This is a genomic window from Nonomuraea sp. C10 (assembly GCF_008017515.1).
GTDB lineage: Bacteria > Actinomycetota > Actinomycetes > Streptosporangiales > Streptosporangiaceae > Nonomuraea > Nonomuraea ferruginea.
Genome location: NZ_VPFF01000001.1, coordinates 5683913 through 5701343, shown reverse-complemented (window position 1 = coordinate 5701343; position 17431 = coordinate 5683913). Strand labels below are relative to the sequence as shown.

Below are 17431 nucleotides of genomic sequence, written 5' to 3'. Positions count from 1 at the left end.
CCATCACCTCGGGGGAGGTACGCCGGCTGAGCCGTAGCCGGCACCCGAGGTGAGGTCCAGCCGCTGTTCGCCCGCGTAGACGTTCATCGAGTCCCCGCGCAGGAACCCGATGAGCGTCAGGCCCTCCTCGGCGGCCAGCTCGACCGCGAGGGAGGACGGGGCGGAGACCGCGGCGAGCACCGGGACGCCCCCCATCACCGCCTTCTGCACCAGCTCGAAGGAGGCCCGGCCGGACACCATCAGGACGGTGCCGCGCAACGGCAGCCGCCCGTTCCTGAGCGCCCAGCCCAGGAGCTTGTCCACCGCGTTGTGCCGGCCCACGTCCTCGCGGACGCAGAGCGGCTCCCCCTCGGCGGTGAACAGACCGGCGGCGTGCAGCCCGCCGGTCCGGTCGAAGACCCGCTGGGCCGCGCGCAGCCTGCCGGGCAGGGCCGCCACGGTCGCCCGGCCGAGTTCGACGGGGTCGTCGTGCGCGGCCCAGCGGGCGACGGTGCGCACCGCCTCCAGCGAGGCCTTGCCGCAGACCCCGCAGGAGGAGGTGGTGTAGAAGTTGCGCGGGGCCGGGGCCTGGACGCCTGGCGCGAGCCGCACGTCCAGGACGTTGTAGGTGTTCTGCCCGTCTGCGGTGGCGCCCGCGCAGTAGCGGATCGTGGCGATGTCGTCCGCCGAGCCGACGGCCCCCTCGCTGACGAGGAAACCGGCGGCCAGGTCGAAGTCGTCGCCCGGGGTCCGCATGGTGACGGTCAGCGGGGTGCCGTCGAGCCGGATCTCCAGCGGCTCCTCCGCGGCGAGCGAGTCGATCCTGCGCGTCGGGGCGGCGTCCCTGATGCGCAGGATGCGGCGCTTGACGGAGACCCTAGACATAGCCGAACCCGAACCGTCCCTTGACGCAGAGATTGCCATGGGTGACCGGGTTGTCGTGCGGCGACGTCACCTTCACGATCTTGTTGTCCTGCACGTGCAGGGTCAGGTTGCAGCCGACCCCGCAGTAGCTGCAGATCGTCGTGGTCTCGGTCTGCCGCGACTCGTCCCAGGTGCCCTCGGCCCGCATGTCGAACTCGGTCTTGAACGACAGCGCCCCGGTGGGGCACACCTCCACGCAGTTGCCGCAGTAGACGCAGGCCGAGTCGGTGAGCGGCGCGTCGAACTCGGTGGAGATCGTCGCGTCGAAGCCCCGGCCGGCCACGCCGATGGCGAACGAGTTCTGCCACTGCTCGCCGCACGCGTCGACGCACTTGTAGCAGAGGATGCATTTGCCGTAGTCGCGCACGTACAGCTCGTTGTCGACCTTGGCGGGCTGCTCGACGGTGGCGGCGTCGTCGCCGAACCGGCCGGGTTCGGCGCCGTACTCCTCGATCCACTCGGCCGCCCGCGGCGTCGTGGACAGGTCGACCGACGAGCCGAGCAGTTCCAGCACGACCTTTCGGCTGTGGCGGGTGCGCTCGGTGTCGGTGCCGACCGTCATGCCCGGCTCCACCTTCCTGGAGCAGGCGGGGGCGAGCGTCCGCGACCCCTCCACCTCGACGACGCACACCCGGCAGGCGTTCTTCGGGGTGAGCGTGTCGCCGTAGCAGAGGGTCGGGACGTCCTTGCCCGCCGCCGCGCAGGCGTCCAGGATCGTCGAGCCTTCAGGCACGCGGACGTTCTCGCCGTCGATCTCGACGTCGACGAGCCGCCGAGGCGGCTGCAGCGGGATCACCGGTACACCCCCAAGCGGTCGATGGCTGATTCCACGGCGTTCCAGGCGGTCTGGCCGAGCCCGCAGATCGAGGCGTCCCGCATGGTCTGCCCGACCTCGCGCAGCAGCAGCAGGTCCCGCTCGTCCACCCGCTCCGACAGGCGGTGCAGCGCCTCCTCCTGTCGTACGGTGCCGACCCGGCAGGGCACGCACTGCCCGCACGACTCGTCACGGAAGAACTCGGCGATGCGCAGCAGGATCGCCTTGAGGTCCACGCTGTCGTCCAGCACGAGCACCACGCCGGAGCCCAGCGTGGCGCCCGCCTGCCTGGTGCCCTCGAAGGTCAGCGGGATGTCGGGATCGGTCACGAACGCCCCGGCCGCGCCGCCGAGGAGCACCGCCCGCGGCTCGCCCACCGGGCCCGCCAGGTCCATCAGCTCGCGGAGCGTCGCCCCGAACGGCAGCTCGTAGATGCCGGGCCGGGCGACGCCGCCGGACACGCAGAACAGCTTCGTGCCGGTCGAGGACCCGGTGCCGGTCGCGGCGTACGCCTGGGCGCCGTGCTCCAGGATCGGCAGCACGTTGACCAGCGTCTCCACGTTGTTGACCACCGTGGGCTTGCCGAACAGGCCCTTCTCCACCGGGAACGGCGGCTTGCTGCGCGGCTCGCCGCGGAAGCCCTCGATGGAGTTGAAGATCGCGGTCTCCTCGCCGCAGATGTACGCGCCCGCGCCCCTTCTCAGCTCGATGTCGAAGTCGAAGTCGTGGCCGAGGATGCCGGCGCCGAGCAGGCCCCTGGCGCGGGCGGTGGCGATCGCGTGCTCCAGCCTCCTGACGGCCCTCGGGTACTCGCCCCTGATATAGAGGTAGCCCTTGGTGCAGCCGGTGGCGTAGGCGGCGATCGTCATGGCCTCGACGAGCGCGTACGGGTCGCCCTCCATGATCACGCGATCCTTGAAGGTGCCCGGCTCGCTCTCGTCGGCGTTGCACACCAGGTAGTGCGGGTGGTCGGGCTGGCGTGCGGCGGCGTCCCACTTGCGGCCCGTCGGGAAGGCCGCGCCGCCCCGGCCGACCAGCCCCGACTCCAGCACCTCGCGGATCACCCCGGCGGGGCCGAGCCGGAAGGCCCGGCGCAGCGCGGCGTACCCGCCGTTGGCCCGGTAGTCGTCCAGGCTCGCCGGGTCCGCCACGCCGATGCGGCGCAGCAGGACGAGCCCGTCCTGCCCGGCCTGGGGCACGGCGGCCTCGGCGGGAGGCTCCCCGGCGTCCCCCGTCTGCCTGGCGCGCGGCCCGTCGGAGGCGGCCGTGCCGTTCGCGGCCGCGCCGTTGGAGGTCGTGCTGGGGGAGCCGTTGAGCGGGACGCCGTCCGGGCCGGGCAAGCCCGTCCAGATTCCGTCCCCGATCGTCTCCGGGAGGATCGGCCCGTACACGTCGGCCGTGGGCGGGTCGCCCGCCTCCAGGGCGAGGGCCGCCGGGGCGCGCTCGCACAGGCCGAGGCACGGGCTCGGCTGCCAGGACTCGCCGGGCGGGCCGAGCCGCTCCTCGACGCGCCGCCGTACCGCGTCCGCGCCCTTGGCGTGGCAGGCGAGGTCGGTGCAGACGTGCAGCACCCGGGGCGGGCGCGGTTTCACGGAGAGCAGCGAGTAGAAGGTCGCCACCCCGTACGCCTCGGCGGGCGGCACGGTGAGGCGGCGGCAGATGTAGTCGAGCGCGCCCTCGCTGATCCACCCCACCCGGTCGTTGACCGCGTGCAGGGCCGGCAGCAGCAGGTCGCGGGAGCTCTCGGCGCGGGCCGCGACCCGCAGGTCGGTCGCGGTCCGCTCGCCGCCGTCCCAGGCGGAGGCGGGCGGCCCGAGCAGCGCGTCGACCGCCTCGCGCTCCTCGGCCGTCGGCTCCGCGTCACGGAATCGCAGATCCATCGCTCACCCGACCTTGACGAGCTTCTCGACGCGTACGGCGGCCGCCTTGAACTCGGCGGTGCCCGCGATGGGACAGGTGGCCTCGATGGTCAGCGAGTTGACGTCGACCTCGTCCGGGAAGTGGAACGTCATGAACACCAGCCCCGGCCGCAGGGCGGGGTCGATGTACACGGGCGCGACCACCGAGGCCCGGCGCGAGGTGATGCGCACCTCCTCGCCGGCCACGAGGCCGAGCCGCTCGGCGTCCTCCGGGCACATGTCGATCGTCTCCCCGCGCCGCAGCGGCGAGGCGAACCCCGAGGACTGCACGCCCGTGTTGTACGAGTCGAGCCTGCGCCCGGTGGTGAGGCGGAGCGGGTACTCCTCGTCCAGCAGGTCGACCGGCGGCGAGTGGCGCAGCACCGCGAACGCGGCGGGCATGCCGCGCTTGACCGGGTCGGTCTCCCACAGCCGCGCGTGCAGGTACGGCGGCTCCAGCGTGTCCTCGGAGAAGCACGGCCACTGGATGCCCTGGTGCTCGTCCAGCCGCCGGTAGGTCATGCCGTGGTGCACGGGGGAGACCGAGCGCAGCTCGTCCCAGACCTGCTCGGCGCCGTCGTAACTCCAGTCGTGGCCCAGCCTGCGGGCCAGCTGGCAGAGGATCTCGATGTCGTCGCGGGCCTCGCCCGGTGGATCGAGCGCCTTGCGCACCCGTTGCACCCGCCGCTCGCTGTTGGTGAACGTGCCGTCGGCCTCGCACCACGCGGCGCTGGCGGGCAGCACCACGTGGGCCATCTGGGCGGTCTTGGTGAGGAAGATGTCCTGCACGACGAGGTGGTCGAGCATGGACAGGCGCTTGATGCAGGCCAGCGAGTCGGCCTCGGACTGCACCGGATTCTCACCGATGAGATAGCAGGTGGTGACGTGGCCCTCGGCCATCGCCTCCAGCATCTCGGTGAGGTTGTGGCCGTACTTCGGCTGGATCGGCGCCCCCCACGCCCGCTCGAAGGTGGCCCGGATCTCCGGGTCCAGGATGTCCTGGAAGCCCGGCAGCCGGTTGGGGATGGCGCCCATGTCGCCGCCGCCCTGCACGTTGTTCTGGCCGCGCAGCGGCGACAGGCCGGAGCCGTAGCGGCCGACGTGGCCGGTCAGCAGGCTGAGGTTGATCAGCGCGCGGACGTTGTCGGTGGCGTTGTGGTGCTCGGTGATGCCGAGCGTCCAGCAGAGCTGGGCGCGGTCGGCGCGGGCGTAGGCGTGTGCCAGCTCCCTGATCGCGTCCGCGGGCACGCCGGTGACCTGCTCGGCCACGCCGAGCGTCCACGGCTCGACCGACGCGCGGAACTCCTCGAAGCCGGTCGTGGCGCGCTCGATGAACGCCTCGTTGTGCAGCCCGGCGTGGATGATCTCGCGGGCTATGGCGTGGGCGAGCGGGATGTCGGTGCCCACGTTCAGGCCCAGCCACAGGTCCGCCCACTGCGCGGTGCCGGTGCGCCGTGGATCCACGGCGAACATCCGGGCGCCGTTGTGTATGCCCTTCAAGACGTGCTGGAAGAAGATCGGATGCGCGTTCCGGGCCGCCGAGCCCCACATCACGATCACGTCGGTGTCCTCGACCTCCTGGTATGAGGAGGTGCCGCCGCCACTGCCGAACACCGCGGAGAGCCCCGCCACGCTGGGCGCGTGACAGGTGCGGTTGCAGGAGTCCACGTTGTTGGTGCCGATGACCACGCGGGTGAACTTCTGCCCCACGTAGTTCATCTCGTTCGTCGAACGGGCGCACGACAGCATGGCGAAGCTGTCGGGGCCGTGCTCGGCGACGTTGCGGCGGAAACCCTCGGCGGCGCGGTCGAGCGCCTCTTCCCAGGTCGCCCTGCGCAGCACGCCGTCCTCACGCACCAGTGGATGGGTCAGGCGGTCATGGCTCATGATTTCTCCATTCTGTATACAGACTACGGTATGTGTCCTCAGACCGCACGGACAAGGTTCTCGTTGAGCAGGTCGCTCACCGCGTGGATGGCGCGCAGCGTGGGCACGTCGGCCCCGGTGAGATCGGCCAGCTCGACCACCGCCGCGAGCAGCACGTCGAGCTCCAGCGGTTTGCCCTTCTCCAGGTCCTGGAGGGTGGAGGTCTTGTGCTCGCCGGCCTTCTCCGCTCCGCGCAGGCGGCGCTCGATCGAGATCCCGGGATCGCAGCCGACCCGCCTGGCCACGTCCACCGTCTCGGTCATCATCGATCTGACCAGCTCCCGCGCGCCGTCGTGGCGGCAGATCCCGGCCATCGTGGCCCGGGCCAGCGCGCTGATCGGGTTGAAGGCGATGTTGCCCATGAGCTTGATCCACACGTCCCGGCGCAGATCCGTCTCCACCGGGCACTTCAGCCCGCCCGCGACCATGGCCTCGCTGAACTCCGCGCAGCGCGCGGTCGGCTCGCCGCTCGGTTCCCCGATGGAGAAGCGGGTGCCCTCGTAGTGACGGATGACTCCGGGCCGCTCGATCTCGGTGGCCGCGTAGACGACACATCCGACAGCCCTGTGCAGGGGGAGCGCGGCGGTGACCGTGCCCCCCGGGTCGACGCTCTCGATGCGGTAGCCCTCGTAGGGGCCCTTGAGCCCGTGGAAGTACCACCACGGGATGCCGTTCTGCGCGGCGATGACGCTCGTGGCCTCGTGCAGCAGCGGCTTGATCATGGGGCCCGAGGCGGCGTAGTGGTTCGCCTTGAGGCCCAGGAAGACGTGGTCCACCGGGCCGACCTCGGACGGGTCGTCGGTGGCATGGGGGTGGGCGACGAAGTCGCCCCGGGGGCTGAGCACCATCACACCGGACTTGCGTATGGCCTCGAGATGCGGCCCTCTCGCGATGAGGTGGACCTCGACTCCCGCCCTGTGGAGGGCGGCCCCCACATACGCGCCGATGGCGCCGGCGCCAAGAACAGCGACCTTCATGCTCTCGCTCCGTTCTCGCGTCGGATTTGCATTCGGTATACAGTATGGAAAAATTCGGGTCAAGGAGCACGTCGATGACCGTTGTTCGACATGAGGCCGCCGTGCGCGCGCTCTCGTGGCCGGCCGCCCGCGACCTCGCGGCCCGCTCCGCCCGTCCGCTGCCCCCGGCTGACCTGCCACTCTCCCGGGCGCTCGGCTGCCGCCTCGCTGGGCCGCTGCGTGCCCTGGTGGCGGTGCCCGGCTCGGACGTGTCGGCGATGGACGGGTACGCGGTGGCGGGGGCGCCGCCCTGGCGCGTGGTGGGCCGGGTCCTCGCGGGAGGTCTCCCGTACGGGGACGCGCTGCGGCCTGGTGAGGCGGTGGAGATCGCCACGGGCGCCCCGGTCCCGCCGGGGTCCGAGTCGGTCCTCCCGTACGAGCGGGCGTCGGGCGGCTCGTGGGTGGACGGGCGGATCGAGGCCGGGCGGCACATCCGGCGGCGGGGCGAGGACATCGCCGAGGGCGCCGTCGTGCTCGGGGCCGGGGCCGTCGTGACGCCTGTCGTCGCCGGGCTCGCCGCCGCGCTGGGTCACGACATCCTCACCGTACGGCCAGTGCCGTCCGTCGCGGTGCTGGTGACCGGTGACGAGGTGGTCGACCACGGCCTCCCAGGACCGGGCCGGGTCCGCGACGCCATCGGCCCGTTCCTCCCGGGACTGATCGACTGGGCCGGAGGACGCCTCATCTCCCACACCCGCCTCCCCGACGGCGCCGCCCCCCTCCACGCAGCCCTGTCAGCCTTTGCTTCGCCACCCCACCCCAGACAGAACCCCCAAGAACACCTCAGCTCCAGCCCCGGCGAGAACCCCCCACCCCGAGAAGGTTCTTCTCCCGAACCCCGAGGCGAGGAGCCTTCGCGAGAGGGGTTCTCTCCCGGAAAGACCCCCCAGCTCCGAGAAGACCTCCGGGTCCGTTCCGGTGAGGAGTCCCCGCCGCGGGAGGGACTTCCGTCCTGCGAAGACCTGCGGGTTCTTGCTGATGAGGGTCGTGAACCCAGAGAGGACCTCCGGGTCCGTTCCGGGGAGAGAGGTGGGGTGGAGGTGGTGGTGGTTTGTGGGGCGTCGTCGCGGGGGCCGGCTGATCATTTGCGGGGGGTGCTGGGGGAGTTGGGGGCGGAGGTGCTCGTGGACGGGGTGGCGGTGCGGCCGGGGCATCCGCAGCTGCTCGCCCGCCTGCCCGGGGGGACGCTCGTGGTGGGCCTGCCGGGGAACCCGTTCGCGGCGCTGGCCGCCGCCATGACGCTGCTCGTTCCCGTACTGCGGGGGATGCGAGGGGCAGGGGTGCGGCGGGAGAGCAGCGCGCTGGCGGGGCCGGTGCGGGCGCACGAGCGGGACACCCGGCTGGTCCCGGTGCTCAGGTCGGGCCGGGGCGCGATTCCCGTGGGGCACGACAGGCCGGGGTCGTTGTGGGGAGCGGCGCTGGCCGAGGCCCTGGCGGTGGTGCCGCCGGGGTGGTCGGGGGAGCAGGTCGAGCTGATCGAGTTGCCCACTGGGGGCTAGACAGCTCGGTGAGGAGAGGGTAACCATTGCCTTCATACGGTATGCAGTATGCGATAGACAGTCGCCGGAAAGGGTGCACGATGTCGGAAACGATCTCTGGCGGTCATCTGGTAGCCAAAGCGCTCAAGGCCGAGGGCGTGGAAGTGATCTACACGCTCTGCGGCGGCCACATCATCGACATCTACGACGGTTGTGTCGATGAGGGCATCGAGGTCATCGACGTACGACACGAGCAGGTGGCCGCGCACGCCGCCGACGGCTACGCCCGCATCACCGGCAAGCCCGGTTGCGCGGTCGTCACCGCGGGGCCGGGCACGACCGACGCGGTGACCGGCGTGGCCAACGCCTTCAGGGCCGAGAGCCCGATGCTGCTGATCGGCGGCCAGGGCGCGCTGAGCCAGCACAAGATGGGCTCGCTGCAGGACCTGCCCCACGTCGACATGATGGCCCCGATCACCAAGTTCGCGGCCACGGTGCCGACCACGGAACGGGTGGCCGACCTGGTGTCGATGGCCTTCCGCGAGTGCTATCACGGCGCGCCGGGGCCGTCGTTCCTGGAGATCCCGCGTGACGTGCTGGACGCCAAGGTGCCGCTCGACAAGGCCAGGATCCCGAAGAACTACCGGGCCTCCACCCGCCAGGCCGGCGACCCGGAGTCGATCGAGCGCCTGGCCGACATGCTGGCGCACGCGGAGAAGCCGGCGATCCTGCTCGGCAGCCAGGTGCAGACCTGCCGGGCCACCGACGCGGCCATCGACTTCGTGCGCGGCCTCAACGTCCCGGCCTACATGAACGGCTCGGCGCGCGGCACGTTGCCGCCGGGCGACCCGATGCACTTCCAGCTCAGCCGCCGCTACGCCTTCACCGAGGCCGACCTGATCATCATCGTCGGCACCCCGTTCGACTTCCGCATGGGCTACGGCAAGCGCTTGTCGCCCACCGCCAAGGTCGTCCAGATCGACCTCGACTACCGCACCGTCGGCAAGAACCGCGACATCGACCTCGGCATCGTCGGCGACCCCGGCCTCATCCTGTCGGCCGCGGCGCAGGCGGCCAGCGGGCGGGTGGAGAACGGCGCCGCCCGCCGCAAGGAGTGGATCGAGGAGCTGCGCGCGGTCGAGACGCAGGCGTACGAGAAGCGGCTGCCCCGCCAGCTCTCCGACGCCCAGCCCATCGACCCGTACCGGCTGGTCCACGAGATCAACGAGTTCCTCACCGAGGACACCATCTACATCGGCGACGGCGGCGACATCGTCACCTTCTCCGGCCAGGTCGTGCAGCCCAAGTCGCCCGGCCACTGGATGGACCCGGGCCCGCTCGGCACGCTCGGCGTCGGCATGGCGTTCGCGATGGCCGCCAAGAAGGCCCGCCCGGACAAGGAGGTGCTCTGCCTCTTCGGCGACGGCGCCTTCAGCCTCACCGGCTGGGACTTCGAGACCATGGTCCGCTTCGACCTGCCGTTCATCGGCGTGATCGGCAACAACTCGTCCATGAACCAGATCAGGTACGGCCAGGCCGCCAAGTACGGCGAGGACCGCGCCCGCGTCGGCAACACGCTGGGCGACGTCCGCTACGGCGAGTTCGCCAAGCTGCTCGGCGGCCACGGCGAGGAGGTCCGCGACCCGGCCGACATCCGCCCCGCGCTGGAGCGGGCCCGGGAGTCCGGCAAGCCGTCGCTCATCAACGTCTGGGTCGATCCCGACGTGTACGCCCCGGGAACCATGAACCAGACCATGTACAAGTAGGCAGGTCCGAACATGAAGGCACTCGAAGGTGTCCGCGTCCTCGACATGACCCATGTCCAGTCGGGCCCGTCCGCCACCCAGCTGCTCGCCTGGCTGGGCGCCGACGTGGTCAAGCTGGAGTCCATCACCGGCGACATCACCCGGCAGCAGCTGCGTGACCTGCCCGGCGTCGACAGCCTCTACTTCACGATGCTGAACTGCAACAAGCGCAGCATCACGCTCAACATGAAGTCCGAGCGCGGCAAGGAGATCTTCACCGAGCTGGTGAAGCAGTCCGACGTCCTGGTGGAGAACTTCGGCCCCGGCGCCGTCGACCGCATGGGCTTCACCTGGGAGCGGCTCCAGGAGCTCAACCCGCGCCTGATCTACGCCTCCATCAAGGGCTTCGGCCCCGGCCGCTACCGCGCGTTCAAGGCGTACGAGGTGATCGCCCAGGCGATGGGCGGCTCGATGACCACCACCGGCTTCGAGGACGGCCCGCCGCTGGCCACCGGCGCGCAGATCGGCGACTCCGGCACCGGCATCCACGCCGTCGCCGGCATCCTGGCCGCGCTCTACCAGCGCCAGACCACGGACCGGGGCCAGCGGGTGCAGGTGGCCATGCAGCACGCGGTGCTGAACCTCGCCCGGGTCAAGCTCCGCGACCAGCAGCGGCTGGCGCACGGCCCGCTGCGCGAGTACCCGAACAAGACCTTCGGCGACGAGGTGCCCCGCTCCGGCAACGCCAGCGGCGGCGGCCAGCCCGGCTGGGCGGTGCGCTGCGCGCCCGGCGGGCCGAACGACTACATCTACGTGATCGTCCAGCCGGTCGGCTGGAAGCCCATCTCCGAGATCATCGGCCGCGCCGAGCTGGCCGACGACCCCGAGTGGGCCACTCCCGAGGCGCGGCTGCCCAAGCTGGACAAGATGTTCCAGCTCATCGAGGAGTGGACGATCAGGCACGACAAGTGGACGGTCCTCGACAAGCTGAACGCGGCCAACGTGCCGTGCGGGCCGATCCTGTCCACCAAGGAGCTGATCGAGGACGAGTCGCTGCGCGAGGAGGGCATGGTCGTCGCGGTCGACCACCCGGAGCGGGGCGAGTTCCTCACCGTCGGCAGCCCGCTGCAGCTGTCCGACTCCCCGGTGGAGGTCAGGACGTCGCCCCTGCTCGGCGAGCACAACCAGGAGATCTACGGCGAGCTGGGCGTGAGCGCCGACGAGCTGGCCGAGCTCAAGACGAACGGAGTCATCTAGTGGAGCAAGGGGCGCGCGGCGCGGTCAGGGACGTGCTGGACAAGGCGCTGGCCGAGGGCCGCACGGCACTGACCGCCCCCGAGGGGCGCGGCATCTGCCAGGCGTACGGGATCGCCACCCCCGGGGAGGGCCTGGCCACCTCGGCGGGGCAGGCCGCCGAGCTGGCGGCCGAGATCGGCTTCCCGGTCGTCCTGAAGATCGTCTCACCGGACATCCTGCACAAGACCGACGCCGGCGGCGTGCTGGTCGGGGTGAAGACGGCCGAGGAGGTACGGGAGGGCTTCGACAAGATCCTGGCCAACGCGCGGGCGTACGACCCCGACGCCCGCATCGACGGCGTCCAGGTGCAGCAGCTCGTCGGCGGCGGCCACGAGGTCATCGTGGGCGCGGTCACCGACCCCACCTTCGGCAAGGTCGTCGCGTTCGGCCTCGGCGGTGTCCTGGTCGAGGTGCTCAAGGACGTCACCTTCCGGCTTGCCCCGGTTTCGGGTGGTGAGGCGCTGGGGATGCTGGACGACATCAAAGCGGCTGAGGTGCTGCGTGGGGCACGCGGCGCGGAGCCGGCCGACCGCAAGGCGCTGGCGGAACTGATCGAACGCGTGAGCAGGCTCGTCACGGACTTCCCCGAGATCGCCGAGGTGGACCTCAACCCGGTCTTCGCCGACGCGCGCGGGGCGGTCGCCGCGGACGTGCGCATCATCATCGGCGAGCCGGCCAGGGAGCCCGACCGGCTGCCGAGGGAGGAGATCCTGCGGCAGATGACGCGGATCTTCAAGCCGCGCTCGGTGGCCGTGATCGGCGCCTCCGCCGAGGACGGCAAGATCGGCAACTCGGTCATGCGCAACCTCATCAACGGCGGCTACCAGGGCAGGATCTTCCCGATCAACCCCAAGGCCCCCGAGATCATGGGGCTGCCCGCGTACCAGAGCATCTCCGACGTGCCGCACGACGTGGACGTGGCCGTGTTCGCCATCCCCGCCAAGTTCGTCCCGGCCGCGCTGGAGGACGCCGGGCGCAAGGGAGTGGCCGGCGCGATCATGATCCCGTCGGGGTTCGCCGAGACCGGCAACGTCGAGGGCCAGCAGGAGATCGTGGAGATCGCCAGGCGGCACGGCGTGCGGATGCTCGGCCCCAACATCTACGGCTACTACTACACGCCGGAGAACCTCTGCGCGACGTTCTGCACCCCGTACGACGTCAAGGGCAGCGTGGCGCTGACCTCGCAGAGCGGCGGCATCGGCATGGCCATCCTGGGCTTCAGCCGGACCACCAAGATGGGCGTGTCGGCGATCGTCGGCGTCGGCAACAAGGCCGACGTGGACGAGGACGACCTGCTGACGTTCTTCGAGCAGGACGACAACACCAAGGCCGTCGCCATGCACCTGGAGGACCTCAAGGACGGCCGCGGCTTCGTCGACGCGGCCCGCCGGGTCGTCAAGGAGAAGCCGGTCATCGTGCTCAAGGCGGGGCGCACCGCCATGGGCGCGCGGGCCGCCGGCTCCCACACGGGGGCGCTGGCGGGCGACGACAAGGTGTACGACGACATCCTGCGGCAGGCCGGAGTGGTGCGCGCGCCCGGGCTCAACGACATGCTCGAGTACGCGCGGGCGCTGCCGATCCTGCCCGCGCCCAAGGGCGAGAACGTCGTCATCATCACCGGGGCGGGCGGTTCCGGGGTCCTCCTCTCGGACGCCTGCGTGGACGCCGGGCTGACGCTGATGGACATCCCGCCGGACCTGGACGAGGCGTTCCGCGCCTTCATCCCGCCGTTCGGCGCGGCCGGCAACCCGGTCGACATCACCGGCGGCGAGCCGCCGTCGACCTACCAGAACACGGTCCGGCTCGGCCTGGCCGACGACCGGATCCACGCGCTCGTGCTGGGTTACTGGCACACCATCGTGACCCCGCCGATGGTCTTCGCGGAGCTGATCGCCCGCGTGGTGGCGGAGGAGCGGGAGAAGGGCAACGTCAAGCCCGTCGTGGCTTCGCTTGCCGGAGACACCGAGGTCGAGGAGGCGTCGGAGTACCTGTTCGAGCACGGCGTGGTCGCGTACCCCTACACGACCGAGAAGCCGGTGGCGGTGCTGGGCGCCAAGTACCGCTGGGCAAGAGCGGCCGGGCTGCTGAGCTAAGAGCCGAGCTCATCACCTGGCGAGGGGGCGATCGGGGCAGCGCAGGAGAACAACCAACCCCCCAGGAGGTCCGTAGGTGGACACATCCAACACCCCGGCGACGTCTGCGCCGCCGGATGAGGACAAACGAGTATGGAAAGCGGGCCGGCTTGAGCCGATGCCCATCAGGAAACTCCCCGATGCGCCTCCCTCGGTGCACATCCTGGGGCCCACCGTCTTCCTCGTCGCCCTGGGCGTGGGGATGGGCGAGTCCTACATGTGGCCCAGGCTCGTGCTGCTGTTCGGGCCGGAGATCAGGTGGCTGTTCCTGATCGGCGTCACCCTGCAGGCCGTGGTGATGCTGGAGATGGCGCGGTACGCCATGGCCACGGGGGAGAGCATCTTCTCCGGCGCGGCCCGGGTGTTCAAGCCCATCATGTGGTTCTTCTTCATCGTCGCCGTCCTCGTCTACATCTGGCCGGGCCACCTGTCGGCCGGCGCGGCGGCGTTCGAGCAGATAACCGGGATCCCGTGGATGGTCACGGCCATAGCCGGGCTCATCCTCGTCGGGGTGATCTTCAGCCTGGCCAAGGTGATCTACAACGTCCTGGAGAACGTGCTGTCCTTGCTCATCGGCACGCTCGTGATCGGCACCTCCGTGGTCGCCGCGATGGTGGGCTCGTGGAACGACGTGGTCACCACCATCACCGGCATGTTCGCCTTCGGCTATCTTCCGGAGGAGGCCATGACAGCGGCGTGGTTCCCGGTCATCGTGGGCGCCTGCGCCTTCGCCGGACCGTCGGGCATGCAGCAGATGTGGTACACGCTGCACCTGCGCGACTCCGGCGCCGGCATGGGCGCGCACATCCCGAAGGTCCGCGGGCTGCGGCACGCGGGCGAGGAAGAGGCCATGCCCTCGCGGGGCTTCATGTTCGACACCGAGGACCCCGCGGAGATGGCCAAGTGGAAGGGCTGGCGGCGCTGGGTCACGTTCGACGCGCTGGCGCTCTTCTGGGGCATCACCATGCTGGTCACGATCTCCTTCACGGTGATCGCCCAGTCGGCGGCGCGGCTGAACCCCGAGGTGCAGACCGCGCTGCGGGGCGACGACCGGGACGTGGCGCTGAGCGCCATGTCCGAGGCCGTCTCCTCGGCGGGCAGCTCGGTGCTCGGCGGCGTCTTCCTCGGGTTCATCGCGCTGATCGGGCTCAACGCCACGCTGGGGCTCTTCGACTCGTTCTCGCGCGGCCAGGCCGACATGACCTACAACTTCGTGCCCGGCGCGAAGAAGCTGCGCATGTCGCACCTGTACGCGGGCTTCCTGTGGGGCGTGATCATCTTCGGCATCCTGATCCTGCTCTTCGGCCCGGCCGACGGGCCTGAGGGGATCCTGGACACGCTGGCGTTCCTGTCGACGTTCGCGATGGGCGCGTACTGCGTGACGCTGCTGCTGGTCAACAACCGCATGCTGCCCAAACCGATCAGGCCGAAGTGGTGGACCAACGTGATCATCGGCCTCGGCGCGGTGTTCTATCTGGGCATGCTGTTCTACAGCCTGTTCGCCTTCGGGGTGGTCGTGGGTTGATGATCGATCGGGACGACCTCGAACTCGCCCTGCCCGGGGCGACGATCGGAGCCGTCGCCGGCGCGCTGGCCGGCGGGCTGACCCTCCTCGCGGAGGTCCCCGCCGGCCTGGCCGCCCAGTCCGCGCTCGCACTGTCCGCGCCGCTCGCCTTCTTCGGCGGGCTGTACGGGGTGCTGCTCGGACGCGGCGTGTTCCGGCCCGGCACGTTCGGCCCCACCGGGCTCTACTGGATGGCCGCTTTCCCGCTGTCCCGGCTGCTCCAGGAGAGCGTCGCCGGGGCCGGGGCGAACGACGGCGTGCTCACCTTCCTGCTGTTCCAGGCGATGGTGAGTCTCGGCTTCGCGATCGGCTTCGTCTTCCTGCACGAACGGGTCATGCCGCCCTGGCTGATGCGCCGTCGCGCGGGCAACCCCCGCGCCGAGGCGCTGTTCGGCCTGTACGTCCGCCATGCCCAGGTCATGCAGACCAGGAAGGGAGCTCGTCGATGAACCTGCCCGCCTGGGTCTGGCTCGCCACGATCGGCGGTTTCGCGATCGTGCTCGCGCTGGACTTCTACCTCGTCGCCCGCAACCCCCGCGAGCCCTCCTTCCGGGAGTGCGTGGCCTGGGTGTCGTTCTACGTCGCCCTGGCCATCGCCTTCGGATGCGGGCTGCTCTTCGTCTCGGGGGCGCAGCACGGCGGCGAGTTCTTCGCGGGATGGATCACCGAATACTCGCTCAGCGTCGACAACCTGTTCGTCTTCATTCTGATCATGAGCAGGTTCAGGGTGCCCCGGCAGTACCGGCAGAAGGTGCTGCTCATCGGGATCGTCCTGGCCCTGTTGATGCGCGGCGCCTTCATCGCCGCCGGCGCCGAGGCCGTGGCCAGGTTCGACTGGCTGTTCTACGTCTTCGGCGCCTTCCTGGTCTACACCGCCTGGAAACTGATCGGGCACGAGGAGGACGAGGCCGAGTTCAGCGAGAACGCCGCCCTGCGCGCGGTGCGCCGGGTGCTCCCGACCACGGACACCTACTACGGCGCCCGGCTCACCGTGCACCTGGGCCGCAGGATGGTGACGCCGATGCTGATCGTCATGGTCGCCATCGGCACCACCGACCTGCTGTTCGCGCTCGACTCGATCCCGGCCATCTTCGGGCTCACCAAGGAGCCCTACCTCGTGTTCACCGCCAACGCCTTCGCCCTCATGGGGCTGCGGCAGCTGTTCTTCCTGATCGGCGGCCTGCTCGACCGGCTGGTCTACCTGAGCAAGGGACTGTCGGTGGTGCTGGCCTTCATCGGAGTCAAACTCATCTTGGAGGCGATGCACCACGACGGCGTGTCGTGGGCGCCGGAGATCCCGATCCTGGTCTCTCTGGGCGTCATCCTCGGGACTCTCGCCGTGACCACGGTGCTGAGCCTGATGAAGTCGGCCCGCGACGCGAAGGCGGCAGGGGAGCCGCTGGAAGAGGACTCGGCGTCGTCCGATCCGGTGCGTTCGGACTCGGAGCGCTGAGGCGCGCCGCGCGCGGGGGGCGCCACCCCTGTGCGCGGCACCTCAGCCGTCAGCGCGCGCTCTTGTGCACGTGGCGCTGCTCGGCCCACCGGGTCAGGAACCGCTCCGCGTCGTCGGCGGAGCGCTGCTTCCTGAGCGCGGTGGCCAGGCCGATCCCGATCGGCCGGCCGTCGGCGGGCTGACCGAGGGGATCTCCAAGGAGGAAGCGGGCAAGCTTCTTCATCTCTGTTCACCTCCTTTCGTCGCCTGGTTTCAGACAAAAATCGTCCCAAACCTCTGCTCGAAGTGCCGGGGGCGACTTCCGCGTCCCCATCCTCTGCCCGAGGTGTTACGGGATAGGCGTCCGGGTGTGAACGCCGGGTCAACCGGTGGCCGGCGTCCGCGGGCGGCGGCGCCGGACCGGCTTGGGTGCGGGCTCCACCGGCTCGCTCTCGCGCTGCTCCATGTAGGAGGCGCGGGTGTGCTCGGTGTGCTCGCGCATGATGTGGGCGGCCCTCTCCTGGTCGCCGCGCTCGATGGCGTCGATCAGGGCGGTGTGCTCCTCCCAGGAGGCCATGCCGCGCTGCCGGGCCACGGGGGTGTGGTACCACCGCACGCGGCGGGCGACCTGGCTGGCCAGCTCGGACAGCACCTTGTTGCCGGACAGCTCGGTGACCAGGGCGTGCAGCTCGGAGTTGGTGGCCACCGCGCCGTCCACGTCGTCGGACTGGACGGCCTCGATGCCGCGCAGGCACAGGGCGCGCAGCCGGGCCACCCCGTCCTCGCCGGCGTGCCGCGCGGCGAGCCTGGCGGACTCGGTCTCCAGCAGCGCGCGGACCGCGAGCAGCTGGTCGGCCTCCTCCATCGTGGGGATGTGGACGAACGCGCCCTGACCGGGGTGCAGGTCGACCCAGCCCTCGCCGCTGAGCTGCTGCAGCGCCTCGCGGACGGGCTGCCGCGACACGCCGAGCAGCTCGGCCAGCTCGCTCTCGACCAGGTGCTGGCCGGGCTTGAGCTGGCCGGAGACGATGAGCTCCTGGATGGCCTCGATCACGCTCTCCCGGAGCGTGGCGGGGCGGGGGATCTTGGGGGCCGCCGCCCGACCGGCCTGATCCGACAGCAACATGATTCTGACTCCAGGGGCTGACGAAATGGTTTTGGTCGACTGCCTACAGCATACCGCCCCATACCTTCGGCTGATCGTGAGTCTCATCACAGAGACCGAGG

14 protein-coding genes are annotated in these 17431 nt (G+C 70.6%); 7 read left to right on the top strand and 7 right to left on the bottom strand.

The genetic code is table 11. The features are described 5' to 3' along the window. Window positions 1-3: 3 nt before the first annotated feature. The 5 genes from fdhD to FR742_RS26050 are packed head-to-tail and all read right to left on the bottom strand — an operon-like array spanning window position 4 to window position 6518. Window positions 4-864, bottom strand: a complete 861-nt coding sequence (fdhD, locus tag FR742_RS26070) for a formate dehydrogenase accessory sulfurtransferase FdhD (RefSeq protein WP_148033373.1) — start codon at window positions 862-864, stop codon at window positions 4-6. Beyond that, window positions 857-1696, bottom strand: a complete 840-nt coding sequence (locus FR742_RS26065) for a 2Fe-2S iron-sulfur cluster-binding protein (RefSeq protein ID WP_261808883.1) — start codon at window positions 1694-1696, stop codon at window positions 857-859. The genes fdhD and FR742_RS26065 overlap by 8 nt, the downstream gene beginning before the upstream one ends. Beyond that, entirely contained in the window at window positions 1696-3597 is a 1902-nt protein-coding gene (locus FR742_RS26060) for an NAD(P)H-dependent oxidoreductase subunit E (protein ID WP_148033372.1), read from the bottom strand. Before FR742_RS26060 ends, FR742_RS26065 begins: the two co-directional genes overlap by 1 nt. A gap of 3 nt (window positions 3598-3600) precedes the next feature. Then, on the bottom strand, window positions 3601-5502 hold the full coding sequence (locus tag FR742_RS26055) for a molybdopterin oxidoreductase family protein (protein ID WP_148033371.1): 1902 nt from the start codon (window positions 5500-5502) through the stop codon (window positions 3601-3603). Between the two features lie 38 nt (window positions 5503-5540). Beyond that, on the bottom strand, window positions 5541-6518 hold the full coding sequence (locus FR742_RS26050) for a 2-dehydropantoate 2-reductase (protein ID WP_148033370.1): 978 nt from the start codon (window positions 6516-6518) through the stop codon (window positions 5541-5543). 74 nt (window positions 6519-6592) lie between these two features. Between FR742_RS26050 and FR742_RS45975 the strand changes: the two genes are divergently transcribed. The 7 genes from FR742_RS45975 to FR742_RS26015 all read left to right on the top strand — a co-directional run bounded on the left by FR742_RS45975 (window position 6593) and on the right by FR742_RS26015 (window position 16225). Next, window positions 6593-8056: a molybdopterin molybdotransferase MoeA gene (locus tag FR742_RS45975; protein WP_261808747.1), complete on the top strand. Its 1464-nt coding sequence runs from the start codon at window positions 6593-6595 to the stop codon at window positions 8054-8056. Window positions 8057-8136: 80 nt separating this feature from the next. Beyond that, the gene (locus tag FR742_RS26040; RefSeq protein ID WP_148033369.1) at window positions 8137-9801 is read left to right on the top strand and encodes a thiamine pyrophosphate-binding protein; all 1665 of its coding nucleotides are present in this window, start codon (window positions 8137-8139) and stop codon (window positions 9799-9801) included. A gap of 12 nt (window positions 9802-9813) precedes the next feature. Further along, window positions 9814-11037, top strand: coding sequence for a formyl-CoA transferase (gene frc, locus FR742_RS26035; RefSeq protein ID WP_148033368.1), 1224 nt, complete (start codon window positions 9814-9816; stop codon window positions 11035-11037). Then, the gene (locus FR742_RS26030; RefSeq protein WP_148033367.1) at window positions 11037-13169 is read left to right on the top strand and encodes an acetate--CoA ligase family protein; all 2133 of its coding nucleotides are present in this window, start codon (window positions 11037-11039) and stop codon (window positions 13167-13169) included. The genes frc and FR742_RS26030 overlap by 1 nt, the downstream gene beginning before the upstream one ends. 157 nt (window positions 13170-13326) lie before the next feature. Then, window positions 13327-14733 (top strand): Nramp family divalent metal transporter, encoded by a 1407-nt coding sequence (locus FR742_RS26025; protein WP_148033366.1) that lies wholly within the window; start codon window positions 13327-13329, stop codon window positions 14731-14733. Continuing rightward, window positions 14733-15221: a hypothetical protein gene (locus FR742_RS26020; RefSeq protein WP_148033365.1), complete on the top strand. Its 489-nt coding sequence runs from the start codon at window positions 14733-14735 to the stop codon at window positions 15219-15221. The genes FR742_RS26025 and FR742_RS26020 overlap by 1 nt, the downstream gene beginning before the upstream one ends. Beyond that, complete coding sequence (locus tag FR742_RS26015) at window positions 15218-16225, top strand: TerC family protein (protein WP_148033364.1); 1008 nt, start codon at window positions 15218-15220, stop codon at window positions 16223-16225. The genes FR742_RS26020 and FR742_RS26015 overlap by 4 nt, the downstream gene beginning before the upstream one ends. A 49-nt stretch (window positions 16226-16274) precedes the next feature. On the opposite strand, the gene FR742_RS44725 is transcribed toward FR742_RS26015, so the two are convergent. Both FR742_RS44725 and FR742_RS26010 read right to left on the bottom strand, forming a co-directional pair. Beyond that, a complete protein-coding gene (locus tag FR742_RS44725) occupies window positions 16275-16448 on the bottom strand; it encodes a hypothetical protein (protein WP_187281307.1) in 174 nt (57 codons plus the stop codon). A 138-nt stretch (window positions 16449-16586) separates the two neighbouring features. After that, window positions 16587-17330 carry a GntR family transcriptional regulator gene (locus FR742_RS26010; RefSeq protein ID WP_148033363.1) on the bottom strand — a complete coding sequence of 248 codons (744 nt, stop codon included), beginning with the start codon at window positions 17328-17330 and terminating at the stop codon, window positions 16587-16589. Window positions 17331-17431: the final 101 nt, after the last annotated feature.